Here is a 19786-nt window from a genome sequence, read left to right on the forward strand (position 1 = left end):
CTTTGGTGGCGACGATACCACCTAAATGGGTGTCCGGTTTTAGTGAACCACTACAAGGCACTGAATAAAACATAGCTTACTAACGTCTGCGCCATCGTAGACCTGATACCCATTGGCTGGGTCGCGCCGTGGATGCAACAAACCTTCCCGAGTGTAATGGCGCACCGTCTCCGCCGTGATACCACCTGCCAGAGCGAGTTCGCTGACCTTCATGAGTTTCTCCCGAGCTTGAGCTTTGCTGCTGCTAATTTTAAATCCTTGGGGTAGCACAAAGGTCAAAAAAAGAAATGGCTTGACCTTAAAGCAAGCTTTAAGGATATCGTACAAATATGCTTCTGCCCTCGCTCGACACAGAGCATGGTGGCAAGAGACTTTGGCCTCTGTCACTTGATCGGTGTGTGGGCCCACATGTTCTAGAATCGGGTTGGATGGCGAAGCGGTCAACTAGTCCTACTGCACTATCTAACGGTACGAGCTAACAGGCTTGAAGCCTGCACTTAAAACCATTCCTCAGAGTAAGGAATTGATTATGCGTAAAATACGTAATGCAATGATTGCCACTGCGGTACTCACCATGGGTATCTTTGGAGCTGGACCCATCTTCGCGCAGGACGATGCGCAGCAGGAAGGAATGGAAGGCAACGACATGCACGGCAAGATGATGGAAGGCGGTGGCATGAACGGAAACATGATGGGCATGATGGAGCAGATGAACGACATGATGGAAAAGTGCAACGCCATGATGAATAACATGCAGAAGAAACAGGAAGCTGCAAGCGACTCTTGAACCATGAGCCTTGGCTGCTTTACGACTTTGTATGGAGCAGCCTCTTCTAACTCAGCGGTGCATGGGAGGGTGTACGTGGTCGAGAATGTTTGGATCCGGTCTCTTATGCGAAGTACCGTAAAGGGGCGGATACACTCTTCGCTTGTGTTAGGGAACGACTACATCTTATTTCCGAAAGACTCATCGGCTAATTCAGAGATGTTGGACTAAGCCACGATTCAGCTATAAGGCTATTCTACCTAGGAGACCGAAGATATGAAAAATCTCAAGAAATTGGCCGTTGTTGCTCTGCTGTCTTTTCCTCTTACAGGGTTGGCTGCAGAGACATCGGCGACTCTTTACAAGGACCCTAACTGCGGCTGCTGCGAGGAGTATGCCAAATACTTGGAAAAGAATGGGTTCGATGTAGAGGTGATCGGTACCAATGATCTTTCTCAGATAAAGGCGGAAAATAAGATTCCCAAGAGCCTGTACGGTTGTCACTCCACATTTATTGGCAACTACGTTTTCGAAGGCCACGTGAACGTGGAGAGCGTCAACAAGGTGCTTGAGGAGGAACCCTCTATCATAGGCTTGAGTGTACCGGGCATGCCGCTTGGTTCGCCGGGAATGGGAGGTGAGAAACAAGACCCTATCGAAGTTTATACCCTGGCTTTTCAGCCGACCGATACACCTGATGTTTACGCGACCTATTAAGGCCGCCTGGAACCATGAGACTGGCTAATCTCAAGCAGAACATCGCAATGATGAGTCTGTTAGCTATGGCCTCTATTGCTATCGCCAGTCCACCTAGCAGCCTAGGCCCGCAGGGGCTTATGCTCTGGGGGAGCCCGCGTGACTTACCTGAGCTGAGTTTCGAGGATGGCGATGGCAACCCTTTAACGCTAGCCAATTTTGAAGGGAAGCTTGTCCTGCTCAATATTTGGGCGACCTAGTGCGGACCATGCCGCGAAGAGTTACCCGCGCCAGATGCCCTTCAAGCCGAGTTGGGCGGAGAGGCTTTCGAGGTCGTCGCGCTCTCCGCCGATCGTAAAGGGATCGATGTCGTGAAGAACTTCTACCAGGACATGGGCATTGAGCATCTTCGCCAGATATCGATCAAACCGGGAGGGCTGGAGCGAACTTGGGTACCGTAGGCATTCCGACGACATTACTGATCGACCGCCGAGGTGAGGAGATTGGGCGTCTGGTGGGCGACGGAGTGGGACAGCCCAGCAATGAACGACTTTCTTCTCGACATTATTGAACGTGATAGAGGGGTATCCCAATGAACTGCTGTGATAAGCAACCCAAGCAGGGACCGGAGCAGTCAGGCTTCCGAAGCCTACTGACAGGGCCGCGCCGCTTCTGGCTTTTAGGCGCCGTGGTAATTGCTGCTAGCCTCGCGTTGGGCTGGGACCAGTTGGTCCTCTTCGGCATAGCGCCGATACTGATAGGCCTGTTGCCGTGTGTGGTCATGTGTGGATTGGGCCTATGCATGATGAAATGCAAGGACAAGAAAGACAAGCCTGCCGACCAGGGCGAGACGTCTAACGTTCAGGCCAGCATCGATTCTCATCCAGCGTCCAAGGAGACGGCGTAAACGTCCGCTCTGAATGCTTGATATCGCCAATATCGGCCTGCTCACGGCTTTCCTGGCAGGCCTGATCTCTTTCGTCTCGCCCTGTGTTCTGCCGCTAGTGCCTGGCTACCTCTCCTTCGTAGCCGGGCGTTCGCTAAGCCAGATACGTGAAGCGGATCGACGTGAACGGCTCAGGGTGCTGGCCCAGTCGATATGGTTCGTACTCGGATTCTCCACGGTCTTTCTGGTTCTGGAGGCGAGCGCCACGACCATCGGTCGCCTGTTACTGGTCTATCGTCAGGAAGCGAACCTTGTTGGCGGCGTCATTGTCGTTGTGTTTGGTGTATTCATGACCGGCATTATCCCGATGCGTTGGCTACAGCGGGAATGGCGCTTCATCGGCAAGCTCAAAGAAGATGGCGGCGGGCCTGGCGCGGCTTAGTGGCTCGGTGTCGCATTCGCATTCGGCTGGACACCCTGTATTGGCCCGATCCTGGGCGCCATCCTTACCGTTAGCGCTTCGACGGCCAATATTTCAGGCGGCTTGGCGTTACTTGGAATTTATTCGCTGGGCTTGGGTATGCCATTCCTACTGAGCGCCTTTTCGCTTGACCGATTCCTTAAGCATCAGCGGTTTCTACGGCGCTGGGGGCAAACTATGCACATCGTGGCGGGGCTCATTATGATTACCATGGGCATACTGATGATTACCGGCCAACTGACAGCGTTATCTTACTGGCTGCTAGCGACGTTCCCTGCGCTCGGTTCCATTGGGTAAACTTTTCGAAGAAATTCTATGCGAAATGCAGTGAACCCTTTTCTTACGTGTTGGGTCCGAGTGATTACTTACCCGTCTGTGAAATAATGCAGGCCGTCTAGTCTGCCGTTCTTTCATCGCTGCTATCGTTGATTGATGATGCAGCGTCTTCTGCGGATTATGGTAATTGTACTGCCAGCAGCAGTGTTTCAGCGTCTATTCCAGGTCCTCCTTGCTTGATTCATAGCGGCCCGTTACAAACACGTCTCTGATACGGCTATTGAAGCGTTCGATCATCCCGTTGGCCTGTGGGCGCCCCGGCTTGATCAGGCGATTTTCGCTATTATGCGTCTGACACTCCAGTTCTAAGGCGTGGCGACCATTGGCTTTCTCTATTCCGCCAGTTCCGCCAGTTCCGCCAGTTCCGCCAGTTTCGCCAGTGTCGGCACCTCACGCCGTTTGAGCATGCGTTGCAGGCTGGAGCGTGACAGCCTTGTGTTCAGGAACTCGCGTGCCACGACCAGGACAGCCTCTTCGATGAGCTAAATCAACTTCATCCAGGTGTGAACGATATCAATTGACTTTACCCGGTGCGTTCTCTCGATATACCGCTTTCCAGTGGTTCCTAGTCGTCATGGCTTTCTCATTGGAGATACTAGCTAAAAACCTTAGCCGTTGGATTTAACATTTTACCTTCGCTTGGACGTTTATTCCCTGTCACATCAGCTTGTAGCCCGATAGTCTCAGGAAATCCAATGCTTCGACGCCTCTTGGCGCGATCCGCCAACACTCCAAATGCCGCCGAGGGTTACCACTTTCCTCAGACCGGTAGGGAGCTGCTCGCGACCCCGCGTCGTCAATCGATGATCAAGTTGCTCTGGGACACGACGTCCCTGACGCAGCCAGTATTCAACGAGTATCTACTAGCTCCTATCGGAAGGTATGCCGAGCTTGTACAGTTGCTTCCGGCCTCCGAGTCGCATCACCACGCCTATCCAGGAGGCATGCTCGACCACGCGCTCGAGATGGCCTGCTACGGGCTTCGTCTCCGGCAACGTCACCTCTTGCCACCCAATGCCAAGCCCGAGGATCAGAGTTCCGCCGGCGAGCTTTGGAGTGCAGCGATCATTTATGGTTCGTTGATGCACGACGTGGCCAAGGTGCTGGTCGACATCGAAATTCATCTCGAGGACGGCAGCGAGTGGCGCGTGTGGCATGGGGTGATACCTAAGCCTTACCGCGTTCGCTATCGCACGGGGAGGGAATACCACCTCCACAGTGCCGTCAACCCAGTGCTGGCGCACCAAGTTTTGGGGGGCAGGGTATTGGACTGGCTGATGAGCCAGCCCCGATTGTTTGCACTACTGATGTACACGATCGCCGGTCACACCGAGCGAGGCGGCATTATTGCCGAGTTGATCCACCAGGCTGATCGGGCAAGTGTCGCCAAGGCGCTAGGTGGCGATCCTGTTCAGGCGCTATCTGCGCCGACGGAGTCCATCCAGCGTAAGCTGGCCGAGGGGCTGCGTTATCTGGTCAAAGATCAGTTCAAATTGAACCAGAAGGGAGGGGCCGGCTGGCTCACCGATGAAGCGCTCTGGCTGGTATCGCCACGTGTAGTCAATGAGCTTAAGACCCACCTCTATTCCCAAGGGATCAAAAGTATACCGGCCGACCTCAACCGACTCTACGGCGAATTGCAGGCTCACGGTCTCATTGAGGAGGTCAGCGAGGGCAAGTCAGTCTGGAAGTGTGAGATCACTGACGGTGACTGGAATCAGGTTTTCAACATGGTCAAGGTACCTCCCACGCTGATTTGGGGCGTTGAGGGCAAGCCGGCGTCATTCAATGGCGAATTGACTGTACGGGGAGCCGGAGCTCCTGAGGAAGCCTCGGCTGATAAGCCCCAAAACTCGCAGAAGACAAAAAGCGAGCCGAGCAAGGATCAGCTTGTCGAGGCTGACGTTACCGGCGATCTGCAGCCGCAGAAGCAGAATTCATCTGTTACTCCTAGTCCCCAAGTGGGTGGCTTCACTTCATCGGATGTTTCCCTCGACGACGACATCATGGCGCTCTTTCCAGAAGTCAGGACGTCCGAACCGAAAAGCTCAATTGAATCCATGGCTTGCGAAAGCAAAGTAACAGACAACTTATCCGGGCCAAATTCAGTGAAATCTGTTAAAACATCATATGCGCATGATAATCATTCGGATTTCGGGGGGCAGTTCTGGCAGTGGTTGAAGGTGGGTCTGGCAAACCATTCGATCGTCATCAATGACACCAATGCGCCAGTTCATACAGTGGACGGCACCTACTTCCTTGTGAGCCCGGGGATCTTCAAGCGCTTCAGTAACGTTGTGCTGGGCAATGAAGAGCTGTGGAAAACGGTTCAAAAACGTTTTCAGAAACTGGGCGCGCACGTCAGGACTCATGGACAGAACATACACACCGTTTCTGTCGAGGGGCCGAACAAGACCCGACTGCTGAAGGGGTACCTGATCAAGGATCCGCAACAGGTGAGTCAGAAGATACCGCCTGACAACTGGGTATTGGCTCTGCAAACCACAAAAGGAGAAGGGGAACAGTTAGATGAATGATGTGTCGTTTCTGGAGCTGTTGAGCCGCTATGCAGCAGATAAGCACCTTCGGCCCAAGAGCGTCAGCACCTACACCGCGGTCGTACGGTTATTCAGACGCTATCTGGGTCATGAAGCCTATCCCAGTATGGTCACGCGTCATATGGTGATCGAGTGGAGAGTGTCGATAATACGCACGCTGGATAAACCGGACGGCATAGCCGAATCCAGCTGGAATAACTACACGCGCCATCTCAAGGCGCTCTACAGCTTCGGGATAAAATATCAGCTGATCGCATGCACTCAGAACCCTTTTAGCGAGGTTTCCGTCAAACAGCCAAAACAGCCCAAGAAGTCGCTCCAGCCCTTGCAGATCCGCTACGCGCGTGAGGTTCTGGACGTTTGCCGCCGTTATGAGATTTGCTACGAGGAGGCATCGAAAATCCATCCGGCCTGGTTTTGGCAGGCACTGATGGAGACTTTCTTCTATACGGGGATTCGGCTAAACCAGCTACTTCACCTGGAAGCGGGAGATGTCAATCTCAAAAAGCGCGTTTTTCGAGCCTCGGCAGTGGGTTCAAAAACGCACTCGGAGAGCATTCTCCCAATACCTGATGGTTTGTACCCGCATCTCCATACGTTAATCGTGGCGGCGCATAATGCCGGTTTTAAAAGACAGGACCAGCTATTCAATGTGAACCGATTCAGTCATCGCCATAAACGTACAACGATGGATACCTGGCAGGTCGAGCGGTTCTTTCGAGCCCTCTCGGATCTCACAGGCTATAAGATGTCTCCGCACCGCTTCCGTCACTTCCTCGCGACAAGTCTCATGGAAAGCCCTGAGCGCAATATCCACATCACCCAAAATATACTCAATCACACCGATATACGCACCACGATGGAATACGTCCATCCCGACGTCGAATCCATGCGTCGCGCCCTGAACGCCAGGCCACCGGTATAGTCGCTTGAGAATCAACAGACAGAGGGGGAGGGGAACCTCCACCTCCTAATTATCGCGATGAAGATGGGTGGGTTGACATCCATGTGGGGGTTGGCCATGATTCATAGCGCCAATGTAGTGCAGGGAGAGGTTTCTGCATGAGTGGCGCTAAAAATTTTATGTTAGCTGAACCAAACAGTTTTGCTGCACGGCCGAAAACCCGCAACTGACTTGTAATCAGTAGGTCCCGGGTTCGACTCCTGGTGTCGGCACCAGAGCTTAGAGATTGATTTGAAAGACTTTTCAAGCCTTGCAAGAGACCGCCCTTCAAGGCGGTTTTTTTGTGCGTGTCGACAAAGTGCCCACCGCCCAGTGTGTAGCGTTGTAGCCGCGTGCCGGATTTGGCATCGCTTGGCGCTGGTATTGGCACTCGAAGCGTTAGCCACGACTCATCGAGAGCCATTACGCTTTGTCCGGAAAATGCCTACGCTCATCCATTTGGCCACTGCTCGTCGATTTTTCAGACAGCGCCTGGCGCTGGTCATAGGCTGGTCGTGGTGAGACCGCGACCCGGCGGACGTGCCCGGGCCGCGCGCTCAGCGGAGGGAGGTCACGCAGTCGCCCTGGTGTTCAGCCAGACAGCGCCGTATCGAGTGTAGGGCTTGGGAATGTCGATGGGCTCCTGCAGGTCGTCCGCCGCGCTGCGTACCCAAAAAGGGTCCCGCAGCATCTGGCGCCCGATGAAGACCAGATCGGCCCTGCCATTCTGTAGTATTTCCTCGGCCTGACGCCCATTTTGAATGAGGCCGACCGCGCCAGTGGCGATGTCCAGGTGCTTGCGCAGCATTTCCGCTGCGGGTACCTGGTAGTTCGGATAGGACTCGACTTTCACCATCTTGATACCCCCCGAACTGCAATCGATCAGGTCGACACCTTGCTTCTTCATCCAGCGGCCGTACTCAAGGAAGGCTTCGGGAGTATTGCCGCCCGCGGCATGATCGGTACTGGAAATGCGCACGAAGAGAGGGCGCTCTCCCCAATACTTTTTCACCTCGTCGATGACTTCTCGCACGATTCGGTACCGGCGTTGGGCATCGCCGCCATATTCGTCATTACGGGTATTGGCCAGTGGCGACAGGAACTCGTTGAGTAGATAACCGTGGGCCGTGTGGATTTCCAGTATGTCGAATCCGGCTTCGACAGCGCGTCTTGCGCCCTGGCCGAACGCCTCCACGATCCTGGCGATCTCGTCGGTTTCCAGCGCATGGGGAACGGGGGACTCCTCGGTGAAAGGAATGGCGGAGGGCGCGACCCGAGTGACATCGGGCAGGTCCGCGTTGCGGCCGGCATGACCGATCTGCGCGCCGACCTTGGCCCCAAAGCCGTGCAGTAGCGCCACCAGCTCTTTCAGCCCCGCGACATGGGCGTCACTCCAGATGCCGAGATCGCCTTGTCCAATGCGTGCATCGGCTTCCACCGCAAGCGTCTCCGGAAAAACGAGTCCGACCTGCCCCTGGGCCCGGGCACCGTAATGCACGCGATGCCAATCCGTGACGAAGCCATCTTCTTCCGCGCTGTGCATGCACATCGGCGACATGACCACGCGGTTGCGCAGTTTGAGACCTTTGAATTCGAACGGGGATAGCAACAAGCTCATATCGAGACTCCATGGGTTTAGCGTGGAATCGATGCTAATCTCTGCACGTGATATTTGTAAGTACGCACAGTTTTGTATGGTAGGTACATTTGGTATACCGAGGTGGGAATATGAAGCTTGGCATTCCTCACGGCGAGGCGGAGGCATTTGCTTGCCCCGTGACCTTTACGGTCGATGTGATAGGGGGGAAGTGGAAGGCGCTGATTCTCTTCCACTTGATGTCGGAGACTCGGCGCTTCAATCAGCTTCGGCGGCTGATGCCCGAGATAACCCAGCGCATGCTGACGCTACAGCTTCGTGAGCTGGAGGCGGATGACATCATTCACCGGGAGGTCTACCGGGAAGTGCCGCCCAAGGTCGAGTACTCGCTGGCACCTCTCGGAGAGACGCTGGTGCCTCTGATCACCGCCATGCGCGACTGGGGGGCGGCACATGAAGAAGAAGTCCTGTCCCGGCGCCAGCGGGCTCGGGAGACGAGTTGAGGGGAGGGATCGCGAGAGCTCTACCGCGCGTCTCCAAAAACCGCTTGCTCGTCCCAAGCCCCGATCGGGCAATATGACCGGGCCGTCAACGATTCGGGAAGGGCGCGATGAACGTCAACTTGAAACTCATGCACACCTTTGCACGCGTGGCTCAATTGCGTAGCTTCAGTCGCGCGGCGGAGGAGTTGGGCCGTACCCCCTCCGCGATCAGTATGCAGATCGCCGAGCTCGAGGGGCAGATGGGCCTGAAACTCCTCGAGCGCACCACCCGGAGTGTCACCACGACGCCCGATGGAACCTTTCTGTTGGAGCGGGTCCAGGACTCCATCAGACGACTCGAGGAGGGGATTCTCGAGACACACGAATCCGCCGAGCGCAGGCGCGGTAGGGTGGCCTTCGGCTGTGCGCCCACGGTTGCGGCCAATCTGCTCGCCGCCGTGCTAGCGGAGTTCCGCCAGCGTTTTCCGCAGGTTTCCATCCATATCAGGGAGGTGACCTCGAGCGATCTCCTGGTTGCCGTACGCGATCGCGAGATCGATTTTGGCGTCACTCCCTTCGTACAGGCCAGGTCCGACCTGGTCTTCCGTCGGCTGCTGCGCGAACCACTCGTCGCGCTGGCCTCTGGCGAGCATTTCCGGGATCTGCCGGAGGCCTTGACGCTGGAACAGCTGGCCCGCCTGCCGCTGCTGGTGATGCAGGGCATGCCCATCATCACCCTGCATGATGGCAGGGAGTCGCAGATGCTGCTGACCGAGTATCTGGAGAGCGCCCGCCGGCCCCTCCATATCGCTTGCAGCGTCAGGCAGGCCGCGACGCTGGTGGATCTCGCCGAGTCTGGCCTGGGTATCGGGATCGTGCCGAGGCTGGCGGTACCGCCGGTGATGCCACCGGGCATGCGCATGCTCGAGCTCGTCGAGCCTCGGGTCGTCAGGGACATCGGGATCGCGACACTCAAGGAGGAAGTCCTGAGCGAACCGTCGACGGCCCTGGCCGATATATTCGAGAAACGGCTCAACCCCGGCGACGTCCAGGGGAGCTCGCAAGGCCGGTGAAGCGGCCATCGAATCGGCATCCCGACGGCTGATGCCATCAGGCGACTGGAAATATTCCCGCCTTCGCCTTCGCCTTTTCCGCCCGGCCCACGGGCAGGCTCCGAGGTATTCTCAGTTTTTCTGACCAATCTGTAAGATTAATCAGATTGTCGGAATGAACTCCCCCGTTTAAGTTTCGTCCAGTGGCCGGGTCGCCCACGGGTTACCTGGCGGTCTTCCAGCCGCCTGCCACGACGCCAGCTCGATATACATGATGGAGGGGCGCTGCCAACGCACCGTTGGTGCTGCCTCGCCAATAATAAGGATAACTTTGGGGGTCGTAATGCCGATACTCAGATGGATACCGATCGCTGTCTTGTCCCTGTGGGCGACAGCCGCCACGGCGCAGAATGTCGTCATGGCTCACACCTTGTCGTCCACGTCGCACTACGGGCTGGGGGTCAAGGCCTTTGCTGAGAAACTGAACGAACTGTCGAACGGCAAGTACCAGGTCACCGAGGCGCCCGCGGGGCAGCTTGGGGGCGAGCGCGATCTGATCGAAGGCTTGCAGATCGGCTCCGTCGACCTTGCCATCGTGGCCTCCGCTCCCCTGGCCAACTTCGTGCCTGAAATCTCGATCTTCGATCTGCCTTTTCTGTTCAAGGACTACGAGCATGCCAGAACCGTACTCGACGGTGAGATCGGTGACGAGCTGCTCCAGAAGGTCGACGAGCATGGCTTGCAGGCGCTGGCCTGGTCGGAGAACGGCTTTCGCAATCTGACCAACTCGAAGCATGCCGTTTCCGAGCCTGCGGATCTGGTGGGTCTGAAGATTCGTACCATGGAAAATCGGCTGCAGATGGCGGCCTTTGCCGGTATGGGGGCGTCGCCGACGCCGATGGCCTTCAACGAGCTCATCCCGGCGCTGCAACAAGGCGTGGTCGATGGGCAGGAGAATCCTCTTACCGTCATTACCTCTTCACGCATGTGGGAGGTGCAGAAATACTTCTCCGCGACGCGGCACGTCTATTCGCCCGCCATCATTCTCGCTTCCCCTTCGCTCTACGACGGCCTCTCCGACGAGGAAAAACGCTGGTTTCGGGAAGCCGCCCAGGCCTCCGTGGCGGCCACCCGGGCAGAAGTCACGCGGCTGGAGGCTTCGGGCGTGGAGATGTTGAAAGCGCATGGCATGACGGTGACCACCGACATCGACCGGGCCGCCTTCGCCAAGGCCGCCGAAGCGGCTTCCTACGAACTCTATACCGATCCCTTCGGTACCGGGCTGATCGACCAGATCAAAGCTGCCGAATAACCGGGGCCGGCGGGAAGTGAGCGCGTGGTGGCGATAACGAACCGCCCCCACGCGCCCGTCGACGTGCACCAATCCATCGATGGTAGCGTTATCCATGAACCTGATACTGTCTGTCGAAGCCGTCACCTCGAAAATCGCGACCCGGGCGGCGGTGTCGTTCCTCGCGCTCGCCACGGGGCTGACGATCTACCAGGTCGTCACCCGATTCGCTTTCGGCGACCCCTCTTCCTGGTCCGAGGCGGCGGCTCGCACGGCCATCATCTGGGCCGTCTTCCTCGGCGTGTCCGCCACCATCCGCAGCGGCAGCATGATCGCCGTGGACGTCGTGCAGAGCGCCCTCCCGCAACGCCATGCCCGCCTACTCGCCAACCTCACGCGGCTCCTGAGCCTGATCTTCTTCAGCGTGCTGGTCGTCTATGGGGCGATGCTGGTCGATCGCGTCTCATCCCAGGTGTTGTCGTCGCTGAACGTTTCGATCGGGTGGGCCTATGCCGCCATCCCCGTCGGTTCGTGTTTCGCGGTGATTTCGCTGATCGCCGAGTTGGTGCGCTCGAACGCTCCCCAGGCGGCGCAGGACGCAGTCGCTCTTGGCGAGGAGAAGCAAGTATGAATATTGCGCTTCTGGCATCGTTGCTGGTCCTGCTCCTCGCCAGCGTGCCCATCGCCGTGTCCATCGGCATGGCATCGATCGTCGGCATACTGGTCTATGGCAATCTACCGCTGCTCATCGTTCCCCAGCGCCTGTTCGCGGGTCTGGACAGCTTTCCGCTGATGGCGGTGCCGCTGTTCATCCTGGCCGGCAATCTGATGGCGCGGGGCGGCATATCGCTGCGGCTAGTCGATCTTGCCAAGGCGCTGGTGGGCGGTTTTCGAGGCGGACTGGGTGCCGCCTGTGTCGTCACCTGTCTGATGTTCGCCGCCGTCTCCGGCTCCTCGGTGGCGACGACGTTCGCGATCGGCGCCATCCTGATTCCGGCCATGGTGAAGAATGGATATCCGACGCCGATGGCGGCCTCGATCCAGGCGACATCGGCAGAGCTCGGCGTCCTCATTCCGCCTTCGATTCCGCTGATCCTGTTCGGGGTGGCGACGGAAACCTCGGTGGGGCAGCTCTTCATCGGGGGCTTCGGTCCGGGAATCCTGATTTCCCTGGCGCTGCTGCTGACGGTCTACACGCTCTGCCGGGTGCGGGGCGTGGGGCTCGACGACGGCGCGGATCGGCTCCCGCTCGGGCCGGCGTTGGTGGCCGCCGTGCCGGCGCTGGCGGTTCCCGTGGTCATCCTCGGCGGGATCTACAGCGGCATCTTCACGCCGACCGAAGCGTCCGCCGTCGCCGTCGCTGCCGCCGTGGTGGTCGGCCGGTTCGTCTACCGCGACCTGAAGCTGGGCGATGTGCCGGCCATCCTGCGTGCGACCGTCATTTCCACCACCTCGATCATGCTGATCATCTCGGCGGCGGCGCTGTTTTCGTTCCTGATCGCCAGGTCGGGGCTGACCTCGCATATCGCCGAGCTGTTCTATGGCGCCTTCGACTCGAAGATAACCTTCCTGCTGGCGATCAACCTGTTGTTGCTGGTGGTGGGGATGTTCGTCGAGACGTCTGCGGCCATTCTGATTCTCGCGCCCATCCTGACGCCGGTGGCGGTGGCTTACGGCGTGGACCCCGTGCATTTCGGGCTGATCGTGGTCGTCAACCTGGCGCTCGGGATGGTCACGCCGCCGCTCGGCGTCAATCTCTTTGCCGCCTGCGCCGTCGCCAGGATCCCGGTCGACAAGATCGTCCCGCAACTGGTGTGGTTCGTGATGGCGGTGTTCATCAGCCTGATGGTCACTACCTACGTGCCGGCCATCACCCTGGCCCCGGTCGAATGGTTGACCGGGGGGCGCTGACCGCCGCCCGCGGCGGCCGGGCCCGATGATGAACCGGTCGTAGCGCGCGCCGTGCATGATGGAATGGTATTTGTGATTCGCCACACTAGAGAGAGATTACGCAATGCAGAAGATAGGCATTATCGGTGTCGGTTTGATGGGCCACGGCATCGCCAGGAACATCGTCGGCAAAGGCTGGGAGCTGCACTTTCTCGACCAGCCAGGCAACCAGCCGACCGCCGATCTGGTCAAGCAGGGCGCCAATCCCTGGCCCAGCGCGACCGACTTGGCGGCCAATTGCGATGTGCTGATCCTGTGCGTGACCGGTACGCCCCAGGTCGAGGACGTGCTGGTGGGTAACGGTGCCGCACTGGCCGCGCTGCAGCCGGGCGCGATCGTGGTCGACTGTTCGACGGCGATTCCGAGCTCGACCCGGGCGCTGGCCGAAAGGGTCAGGGAGAAGGGCTGCGAATTCGTCGATGCCGCGATGACCCGAACGCCGAAGGAGGCCGAGGAGGGGCGGCTCAACCTGCTGGTGGGGGGCGAGACGGCGGTCATCGAGCGGATCCGACCGCTGCTGGAGAGTTTCGCGGAGAATATCTTCGTTGCCGGCGGCGTCGGTAGTGGCCACCAGTTGAAGCTGGTCCATAACATCGTCTCGCTGGGGACCGTGACCTTGATCGCGGAGGTGGCCGCCTGCGCCATCCAGGATGGCATGGACGTGGACGCCATGGTGGACTGCCTGAGAAAAGGCGGCGCCGGGGGCGCGGCACTGGAGCGGGTCGCGCCCTATATCCTGGAAGGCAATGCCGACCTGCTGCGTTTCACCATCCAGAACGCCTACAAGGATGCCGGCTACTACGACCAAATGGCCGAGGAGTCCGGTGCGTCCCGCCAAGTGGCCCGGGCCATTCACGACACCCTGGGCGCCCTCGTCGAGCGTGGCGATGGAGGCGCGTTCATGCCGGAACAGGTGACTCTGCTGCAGAAAACGCCGCTTCAAAAACCGTAAGACGAGTTCGCCTCCGGCGTGCCTGCATCGTGAGCGGGCGCGTCAGGAAGCGCTCGTGAAGACTGTTAAGAAATTCCAAAAAGTTTATAAGAATATCAAGTTTGTTTGAATTATATCGGCGCCCTAACATCGCTATGCAAGGCGTTTCGCCGTGGCGCATACGCTGCCGTCAGCGGCTCGAGAGGGAAAAAACGAGATGACCTATATCACGTGTGAAGTCAGCGGCCATATCGCAACGATTACGTTGCAGAACCCGCCGCTCAATCTCTTCAAGATCGAGATGACCGGCCAACTCGACGCCGTTCTCGAGACGCTGCGTCACGACGACAGCGTGCGTGCGGTCGTACTGACCGGTTCCGGCAAGGCGTTCTGCGCCGGTTCCGATATCGCCGAATTCGAGCAGTTCCATCAGCCCGGGCAGGTCGTCGAGCGCAAATTGCGCCGTCAGAACGCTGTCTTCCAGAAACTGGACGCCTTTCCCAAGCCGGTGGTGGCCGCCATCCACGGTCTCGCCTTCGGGGGCGGGCTGGAAATCGCCCTGTGCTGCGACCTGATCGTCGCCGAAAGCGACAGCCGGTTCGCGCTGCCCGAGATGCGTCTGGGGGTGTTCCCCAGCAGCGGCGGGCCATACCGGACCGTGCGTCGGATCGGGGAAGGCCGGACCAAGCAACTGATCTTTCTCGCCGAACCGGTGGATGCCGACACCGCACTGCAGTGGGGGCTGATCGACCGTATCGCCGCCAAGGGCGAGTCGCTGGAAGCCGGACGGGCGCTGGCGGCGGAGATGGCCAAGCGCCCGGCGCTGGCGTTCACACTGTGCAAGCCGCTGATCGACGAGGCCACCCGGTTGTCCTTGCCGGAGCTGATTGCGCAATCTCTGGAGGCCAGCGATGCCGTGTTTACCTCCGCCGACTGCCAGGAGGGCGTGCGCGCCTTCTTCGCCAAGGAGACCCCCGATTTCAACCCGACCCCAGCCACGCCGGAGGCCCCATGAAGCCGCTTGAAGGATTGAAGATCGTGACCGTCGAGCATTTTGCCGCCGGACCCTACGGATCGATGCTGCTGGCCGACCTGGGGGCAACGGTGATCAAGGTGGAGAACGTCAAGACCGGCGGCGACCCGGCACGGCGTCTGGGGCCGCACTTCCTGGGCGATAACGATAGCCTGGTCTTCCAAGGCTGGAATACCTGCAAGCAGAGTCTGGCCCTGGACCTCAAGGACCCGGACGACCGTCGGGCCTTCGAGAGCGTGGTCCGGACCGCCGATGCGGTGATGAACAACCTGCGCGGCGACCAGCCGGGCAGAATCGGCCTCGATTACGCCAGCCTCAGGCACCTGAATCCGAAGCTGGTTTGCCTGCATATCTCCGCTTACGGCCGCAACAATTCGCGCGCCGCCTGGCCGGGCTACGACTACCTGATGCAGGCGGAGGCCGGGCTGATGCACCTGACCGGCGACCCCAGCGCCGACCCGACCCGCTTCGGCGTATCGATCATCGACTTCATGACCGGCACGCTCGGCGTCACCGGGCTCCTCGCCGGAGTGCTCAAGGCCCGGACGTCCGGCGAGGGCAGCGACGTCGACGTCAGCCTGTTCGATGTCGCGCTGCACCAGCTCGGCTACGTCGGCACCTGGTATCTCAACGAGGGCATCGAATCCAACCGGGTACCCCGCGGTTCCCACATGTCCGTCTCGCCGGTGCAGACGTTCACCTCCGCCGACGGCTGGCTCTACGTCATGTGCATGACCGAGCAGTTCTGGCGGCTCATGCTGGAGAAGCTCGGGCGCCAGGATCTGGCCGAGGATCCGCGTTTCGTCGACCAGAACCTGCGTTCCCGCCATCGCGATGAGCTGACCCCGATCCTCGACCGGGAGTTCGCCCGTCAGACCACCAAGCACTGGCTGAAGGTCTTCGAGGGCACCTTGCCGATCGCCCCGATCTACACGGTTAAGGAAGCGCTGGACAACCCCTTCGTGCAGGAGGTCGAGATGATCTCCGAAGTCCCGCATTCCTCACGCCCTGACATGCGCCTGCTGGCCAGCCCGTTGCGCTTCAATGGCCAGCGGCCCAGGCAGCGGGCGGGCAGCGCCTTCGGTGCCGACAATGCGGGCCTCCTGCGCGCTGAAGCGAGACCAGTGAACGGCTGAGCGACATGACACTCGACCGCTGCCGTCGTCCGGCAGGGGCCACCAGGATAGCAAGAGGAGTCACATATGAACGACATGACCTCGATGGACGGGCTGCGTATCCCCCAGCCGTTGAACCTGATCGCGGGGGAGTGGGTGCCCTCGCGAAGCGGCCGGGTGATGCCCGTCGTCTCCCCGATCGACGGGGGGCAGTTCGCGCAGATCGCCGACAGCGACGCCGAGGATATCGAGCAGGCCGTGGCCTCGGCGAGAGCGGCGTTCGCCGAGGGACCTTGGGCGACGCTGTCGGCGGCGGAACGCGGGCGACTGCTGGCCCGACTCGCCGCGCGGATTCTCGAAGAGGCGGAACCGCTGGCGCGGCTCGAGACCAAGGACAACGGTAAGCCGATCAAGCAGTCGCGCGCCGACATGACGATCCTGGCGCGTTACTTCGAGTTCTATGGCGGGGCGGCGGACAAGTTCCATGGCGAACTCATCCCCTTCCTGGAGGGCTACGACGTCGCGATGTACCGTGAGCCCCATGGCGTCGTGGGTGTCATCCTGCCTTGGAACTATCCGGCCCAGCAGATCGGGCGCTCGGTGGCGCCGGCGCTGGCCATGGGCAATACAGTGGTGCTCAAGCCATCGGAAGATGCCTGCCTGAGCGGCCTGCGCATCGCCCAGCTGGCGCTAGAGGTCGGCTTCCCCGCGGGGGTGTTCAACGTCGTGACGGGGCGCGGCGATGTCGTCGGCAAGGCGCTGTCCGAGCATCGCGGCGTCGACTTTCTCTCATTCACCGGCTCGCCGGAGGTCGGCACTCTGGTGCAGATCGCGGCGGCTAAGAACTACGTGGGCTGCACCCTGGAGCTGGGCGGGAAATCCCCACAGTTGGTGTTCGAAGACGCGGATCTGGCGGCGGCGCTCCCGGTGCTGGTCAATGCCCTGGTGCAAAATGCTGGCCAGACCTGCTCGGCGGGCAGTCGCGTGCTGGTGCAGCGCTCGATCTACGATCGGGTGGTGGTGGAACTGAAAACGCGCTTCGAGGCGATAGAGGTCGGGCCCTCCGACGAGTCGGTCATCATGGGGCCTCTCATCTCCGCCAAGCAGCAGCAGCGGGTCGAGCGTTACATCGCCGAGGCCGACGCGCCGGTGATCGCCCGGGGGCGGATCGGCTCGGCGGCGGCGGCGGAGGGTTTCTATGTCGCGCCGGTGGTCTTCGGGCCGTGCGACCCGGCTTCCACCATCGCCCAGGAAGAGATCTTCGGGCCGGTCCTCTGCGTCATTCCCTTCGACGACGAGGCAGAGGCGGTCGCCATCGCCAACGGCACCGACTACGGCCTGGTGGCGGCGCTCTGGACCCGCGACGGCGCGCGCCAGAAGCGAGTTGCCAAGGCGCTCCACTGTGGTCAGGTGTTCATCAACAATTATGGTGCCGCGGGCGGCGTCGAATTGCCTTTCGGCGGCGTGCGAAAATCGGGCCACGGGCGCGAGAAAGGCTTCGTCGCCCTGCAGGAGTTCTCGCGAATCAAGACGGTCGTCAACCACTACGGGTGACGGCGTATCCGGCAAGCCGCTGACCAGTGCCCGGGCGAAGCCGGAGTGACGCCTAAAGGAGAAAGACCATGAAAGTCGCCATCGTGGGGGCCGGCGCGGTCGGCTGCTACTACGGCGCCATGCTGGCGCTGGCCGGGCACCAGGTCGTGCTGGTGGGACGTGCCGCCTTTGTCGAGGCGGTATCCCGCAACGGCCTGATTCTGGAGAAGTACGGCGAGCGCCGGGTCGCCTCGGTGGAGGCCAGCAGCGACCCGGCGGCGATCGCGGGGGCCGAACTGGCGATGGTCTGCGTGAAGTCCGGCGACACCGAGCGCGCCGGGCGGGAGATGGCGCCGCATCTGAGCCCGTCCTGCATCGTGCTCAGCCTGCAGAACGGTGTCTCCAATGCCGGAACGCTGGAGGCACTTCTCGGCCGGCCGGTGATGCCGGTGGTGGTCTACGTGGCCAGCCGCATGAACGGGGCCGGCGTGGTGCGCCACGAAGGGCGCGGGGAGCTGGAGCTGTCCGGAGAGCGGGCGCACGAGGTGGCGGAGGTTCTCAATGCGGCCGGCGTCGAGACCCAGGTCGGCGAAGACGCCATGGCGTCGCTGTGGGCCAAGCTGGTGGTGAACTGCGCCATCAATCCGCTCTCGGCGGTCACCCGCCTGCCCTACGGCAGGATGGTGGAGCAGGACGGCATACCGCAACTGATGGAAGAGATCGCCGGCGAGGCGATCGCCGTCGCCCGGGCGGAGGGTATCGCCGTGCCGGACGGGGTGTTCGAGACCCTTCGCGCCATTCCCACGTCGATGGCCGGGCAGTACTCGTCGACGGCCCAGGACCTGATGAACGGCAAGCCCACGGAGATCGATTTCCTCAACGGGGAGATCGTCGCGCGTGCCGCCCGGCATGACATCGCCGTCCCCCTCAACCGCACCCTGACGCTGCTGGTCAAGAGTGCGGAGCGGTTCGGTGTCAACGACCTGACAGGAAACGTGGAACGATGAAGCTACAGCATATCGCCGCCTTCTCCGCCGAGGGGCGGGGCGGCAATCCGGCGGGGGTGGTGCTGTGCGATGTCCTGCCCGCCGCCGAGCGGATGCAGGCACTGGCCGCCGAGGTCGGTTACTCGGAGACGGCATTTGCCGCGCCCGCCGGCGATGGCTGGCGGGTGCGCTACTTCGCGCCCGGCGTCGAGGTCGATTTCTGCGGTCACGCCACGATCGCGCTGGGTGCCGCGCTCGCCCGACAACAGGGGCCGGGGCTGTTTCCGCTCGAGCTCAACAAGGCCAGTATCACCGTCGAGGGCCATCTCTCGGCAACGCGGTGGGGAGCCTCCCTGCAGTCGCCGTCGACCCGCAGCGGCCCGGTGTCGGCGCCGCTCCTCGAGGAGGCGCTGGCGCTTTTCGGGCTCGGGCCGGACGATCTCGACCCGAGGATACCCGCGGCGATCGCCCATGGCGGCGGCGATCATCTGATCCTGGCGCTGAACGCTCGGGAGCGGTTGCGGGCGATGCGGTACGACCTCGATCAGGGGCGCGCGCTGGCCGCCCGCGAGGGGCTCGTCACCTTCAATCTGGTCCATGCCGACACCGCACGGCACTTCCACGCCCGTAATCCGTTCCCGTTCGGTGGCGTCTACGAGGACCCGGCCACCGGGGCGGCGGCGGCCGCACTGGCCGGCTACCTGCGCGACCTCGACTGGCCGCACGAGGGCGCCATCGTCATTCATCAGGGGGAGGACATGGGCGTTCCTTCCCGCCTGGAAGCCGGCATCCCGCCCGAGCGGGGCGCCAGCATTCGCGTCTCCGGAGACACTCGCGTGCTCCGCGAGCCATCCATCATCGACAGCAAGGAGTGAACATGACACCGGAACAGACACTGGATTCGTTGGGACTCGTTCTGCCAGCTGCCCCCGAACCGCTGGCGCAGTACCGCCCGGTCAAGCGGGTGGGCGACATGCTGTACCTGTCCGGTCAGGTCCCCCGCAATGCCGACGGCACACTCGTCACCGGCCGGATGGGCCAGGACACCTCGATCGACGACGGGTATGCGGCGGCGCGCAACGTCGGCCTGCAACTGCTGGCGGTCGCCAAGTCGGTGGTCGACGACCTGTCGCGCATCGAGATCGTCAAG

The 19786-nt window shown here is 60.6% G+C and carries 18 protein-coding genes, 1 tRNA gene and 3 pseudogenes; 18 read left to right on the forward strand and 4 right to left on the reverse strand.

What is annotated here, in order from left to right:
• Positions 1–60 precede the first annotated feature (60 nt).
• A pseudogene (locus AC3AYF_RS06660) lies at positions 61–213 on the reverse strand (MerR family transcriptional regulator); the annotation flags it as partial.
• Positions 214–484: 271 nt separating this feature from the next.
• Here AC3AYF_RS06660 and AC3AYF_RS06665 point away from each other — a divergent pair.
• A complete protein-coding gene (locus AC3AYF_RS06665) occupies positions 485–787 on the forward strand; it encodes a hypothetical protein (RefSeq protein WP_239496164.1) in 303 nt (100 codons plus the stop codon).
• A 255-nt stretch (positions 788–1042) separates the two neighbouring features.
• Complete coding sequence (locus AC3AYF_RS06670) at positions 1043–1483, forward strand: DUF411 domain-containing protein (RefSeq protein WP_110648820.1); 441 nt, start codon at positions 1043–1045, stop codon at positions 1481–1483.
• 260 nt (positions 1484–1743) lie between these two features.
• Here AC3AYF_RS06670 and AC3AYF_RS06675 read toward each other — a convergent pair whose 3' ends face one another.
• Positions 1744–1869: a hypothetical protein gene (locus AC3AYF_RS06675; RefSeq protein ID WP_487779538.1), complete on the reverse strand. Its 126-nt coding sequence runs from the start codon at positions 1867–1869 to the stop codon at positions 1744–1746.
• A gap of 513 nt (positions 1870–2382) precedes the next feature.
• On the opposite strand from AC3AYF_RS06675, the pseudogene AC3AYF_RS06680 reads away from it, so the two are divergent.
• Positions 2383–3126: pseudogene (locus AC3AYF_RS06680) on the forward strand (cytochrome c biogenesis CcdA family protein).
• 51 nt (positions 3127–3177) lie between these two features.
• On the opposite strand, the pseudogene AC3AYF_RS06685 reads toward AC3AYF_RS06680, so the two are convergent.
• Positions 3178–3632, reverse strand: a pseudogene (locus AC3AYF_RS06685) (integrase core domain-containing protein); the annotation flags it as partial.
• Between the two features lie 228 nt (positions 3633–3860).
• Between AC3AYF_RS06685 and mobH the strand changes: the two are divergent.
• The 3 genes from mobH to AC3AYF_RS06700 all read left to right on the forward strand — a co-directional run bounded on the left by mobH (position 3861) and on the right by AC3AYF_RS06700 (position 6902).
• Entirely contained in the window at positions 3861–5702 is a 1842-nt protein-coding gene (gene mobH / locus AC3AYF_RS06690) for a MobH family relaxase (protein WP_295037905.1), read from the forward strand.
• Positions 5695–6648 carry a site-specific integrase gene (locus tag AC3AYF_RS06695; RefSeq protein ID WP_295037903.1) on the forward strand — a complete coding sequence of 318 codons (954 nt, stop codon included), beginning with the start codon at positions 5695–5697 and terminating at the stop codon, positions 6646–6648. Before mobH ends, AC3AYF_RS06695 begins: the two co-directional genes overlap by 8 nt.
• A 108-nt stretch (positions 6649–6756) precedes the next feature.
• A tRNA-Thr gene (locus AC3AYF_RS06700) sits at positions 6757–6902 on the forward strand.
• A 335-nt stretch (positions 6903–7237) separates the two neighbouring features.
• Here the strand turns inward: AC3AYF_RS06700 and namA are convergent.
• The gene (namA, locus tag AC3AYF_RS06705; protein WP_295037901.1) at positions 7238–8284 is read right to left on the reverse strand and encodes an NADPH dehydrogenase NamA; all 1047 of its coding nucleotides are present in this window, start codon (positions 8282–8284) and stop codon (positions 7238–7240) included.
• A 110-nt stretch (positions 8285–8394) separates the two neighbouring features.
• Between namA and AC3AYF_RS06710 the strand changes: the two genes are divergently transcribed.
• The 12 genes from AC3AYF_RS06710 to AC3AYF_RS06765 all read left to right on the forward strand — a co-directional run.
• Entirely contained in the window at positions 8395–8766 is a 372-nt protein-coding gene (locus AC3AYF_RS06710; protein WP_110674220.1) for a winged helix-turn-helix transcriptional regulator, read from the forward strand.
• 107 nt (positions 8767–8873) lie between these two features.
• Complete coding sequence (locus AC3AYF_RS06715) at positions 8874–9818, forward strand: LysR family transcriptional regulator (protein ID WP_295037897.1); 945 nt, start codon at positions 8874–8876, stop codon at positions 9816–9818.
• A 250-nt stretch (positions 9819–10068) separates the two neighbouring features.
• Entirely contained in the window at positions 10069–11109 is a 1041-nt protein-coding gene (locus AC3AYF_RS06720; protein ID WP_295037895.1) for a TRAP transporter substrate-binding protein, read from the forward strand.
• Between the two features lie 94 nt (positions 11110–11203).
• The gene (locus AC3AYF_RS06725) at positions 11204–11719 is read left to right on the forward strand and encodes a TRAP transporter small permease (protein ID WP_295037893.1); all 516 of its coding nucleotides are present in this window, start codon (positions 11204–11206) and stop codon (positions 11717–11719) included.
• On the forward strand, positions 11716–12999 hold the full coding sequence (locus AC3AYF_RS06730; protein WP_295037891.1) for a TRAP transporter large permease: 1284 nt from the start codon (positions 11716–11718) through the stop codon (positions 12997–12999). Before AC3AYF_RS06725 ends, AC3AYF_RS06730 begins: the two co-directional genes overlap by 4 nt.
• A gap of 103 nt (positions 13000–13102) precedes the next feature.
• The gene (locus AC3AYF_RS06735) at positions 13103–13990 is read left to right on the forward strand and encodes an NAD(P)-dependent oxidoreductase (RefSeq protein WP_295037889.1); all 888 of its coding nucleotides are present in this window, start codon (positions 13103–13105) and stop codon (positions 13988–13990) included.
• Between the two features lie 196 nt (positions 13991–14186).
• Positions 14187–14984: an enoyl-CoA hydratase/isomerase family protein gene (locus tag AC3AYF_RS06740; protein ID WP_295037887.1), complete on the forward strand. Its 798-nt coding sequence runs from the start codon at positions 14187–14189 to the stop codon at positions 14982–14984.
• On the forward strand, positions 14981–16138 hold the full coding sequence (locus AC3AYF_RS06745; RefSeq protein WP_487779539.1) for a CaiB/BaiF CoA transferase family protein: 1158 nt from the start codon (positions 14981–14983) through the stop codon (positions 16136–16138). Before AC3AYF_RS06740 ends, AC3AYF_RS06745 begins: the two co-directional genes overlap by 4 nt.
• A gap of 66 nt (positions 16139–16204) precedes the next feature.
• Positions 16205–17671, forward strand: coding sequence for an aldehyde dehydrogenase family protein (locus AC3AYF_RS06750; RefSeq protein ID WP_295037884.1), 1467 nt, complete (start codon positions 16205–16207; stop codon positions 17669–17671).
• Positions 17672–17739: 68 nt separating this feature from the next.
• On the forward strand, positions 17740–18657 hold the full coding sequence (locus tag AC3AYF_RS06755) for a ketopantoate reductase family protein (protein WP_295037882.1): 918 nt from the start codon (positions 17740–17742) through the stop codon (positions 18655–18657).
• Entirely contained in the window at positions 18654–19511 is an 858-nt protein-coding gene (locus AC3AYF_RS06760; protein WP_295037880.1) for a PhzF family phenazine biosynthesis protein, read from the forward strand. The genes AC3AYF_RS06755 and AC3AYF_RS06760 overlap by 4 nt, the downstream gene beginning before the upstream one ends.
• Before the next feature lie 2 nt (positions 19512–19513).
• Positions 19514–19786: RidA family protein (locus AC3AYF_RS06765; protein WP_295037878.1), on the forward strand; the 273-nt coding region annotated here is incomplete at its 3' end.

It is taken from the genome of Salinicola sp. (assembly GCF_982684285.1).

Excerpts from the sequence above, each read along its gene's own strand:
- AC3AYF_RS06670 (WP_110648820.1), top strand. The coding sequence starts at position 1,043 with ATGAAAAATCTCAAGAAATTGGCCGTTGTTGCTCTGCTGTCTTTTCCT.
- AC3AYF_RS06675 (WP_487779538.1), bottom strand. The coding sequence starts at position 1,869 with ATGCTCAATGCCCATGTCCTGGTAGAAGTTCTTCACGACATCGATCCC.
- mobH (WP_295037905.1), top strand. The coding sequence starts at position 3,861 with ATGCTTCGACGCCTCTTGGCGCGATCCGCCAACACTCCAAATGCCGCC.
- AC3AYF_RS06695 (WP_295037903.1), top strand. The coding sequence starts at position 5,695 with ATGAATGATGTGTCGTTTCTGGAGCTGTTGAGCCGCTATGCAGCAGAT.
- namA (WP_295037901.1), bottom strand. The coding sequence starts at position 8,284 with ATGAGCTTGTTGCTATCCCCGTTCGAATTCAAAGGTCTCAAACTGCGC.
- AC3AYF_RS06710 (WP_110674220.1), top strand. The coding sequence starts at position 8,395 with ATGAAGCTTGGCATTCCTCACGGCGAGGCGGAGGCATTTGCTTGCCCC.
- AC3AYF_RS06715 (WP_295037897.1), top strand. The coding sequence starts at position 8,874 with ATGAACGTCAACTTGAAACTCATGCACACCTTTGCACGCGTGGCTCAA.
- AC3AYF_RS06720 (WP_295037895.1), top strand. The coding sequence starts at position 10,069 with ATGATGGAGGGGCGCTGCCAACGCACCGTTGGTGCTGCCTCGCCAATA.
- AC3AYF_RS06725 (WP_295037893.1), top strand. The coding sequence starts at position 11,204 with ATGAACCTGATACTGTCTGTCGAAGCCGTCACCTCGAAAATCGCGACC.
- AC3AYF_RS06730 (WP_295037891.1), top strand. The coding sequence starts at position 11,716 with ATGAATATTGCGCTTCTGGCATCGTTGCTGGTCCTGCTCCTCGCCAGC.
- AC3AYF_RS06735 (WP_295037889.1), top strand. The coding sequence starts at position 13,103 with ATGCAGAAGATAGGCATTATCGGTGTCGGTTTGATGGGCCACGGCATC.
- AC3AYF_RS06740 (WP_295037887.1), top strand. The coding sequence starts at position 14,187 with ATGACCTATATCACGTGTGAAGTCAGCGGCCATATCGCAACGATTACG.
- AC3AYF_RS06745 (WP_487779539.1), top strand. The coding sequence starts at position 14,981 with ATGAAGCCGCTTGAAGGATTGAAGATCGTGACCGTCGAGCATTTTGCC.
- AC3AYF_RS06750 (WP_295037884.1), top strand. The coding sequence starts at position 16,205 with ATGAACGACATGACCTCGATGGACGGGCTGCGTATCCCCCAGCCGTTG.
- AC3AYF_RS06755 (WP_295037882.1), top strand. The coding sequence starts at position 17,740 with ATGAAAGTCGCCATCGTGGGGGCCGGCGCGGTCGGCTGCTACTACGGC.
- AC3AYF_RS06760 (WP_295037880.1), top strand. The coding sequence starts at position 18,654 with ATGAAGCTACAGCATATCGCCGCCTTCTCCGCCGAGGGGCGGGGCGGC.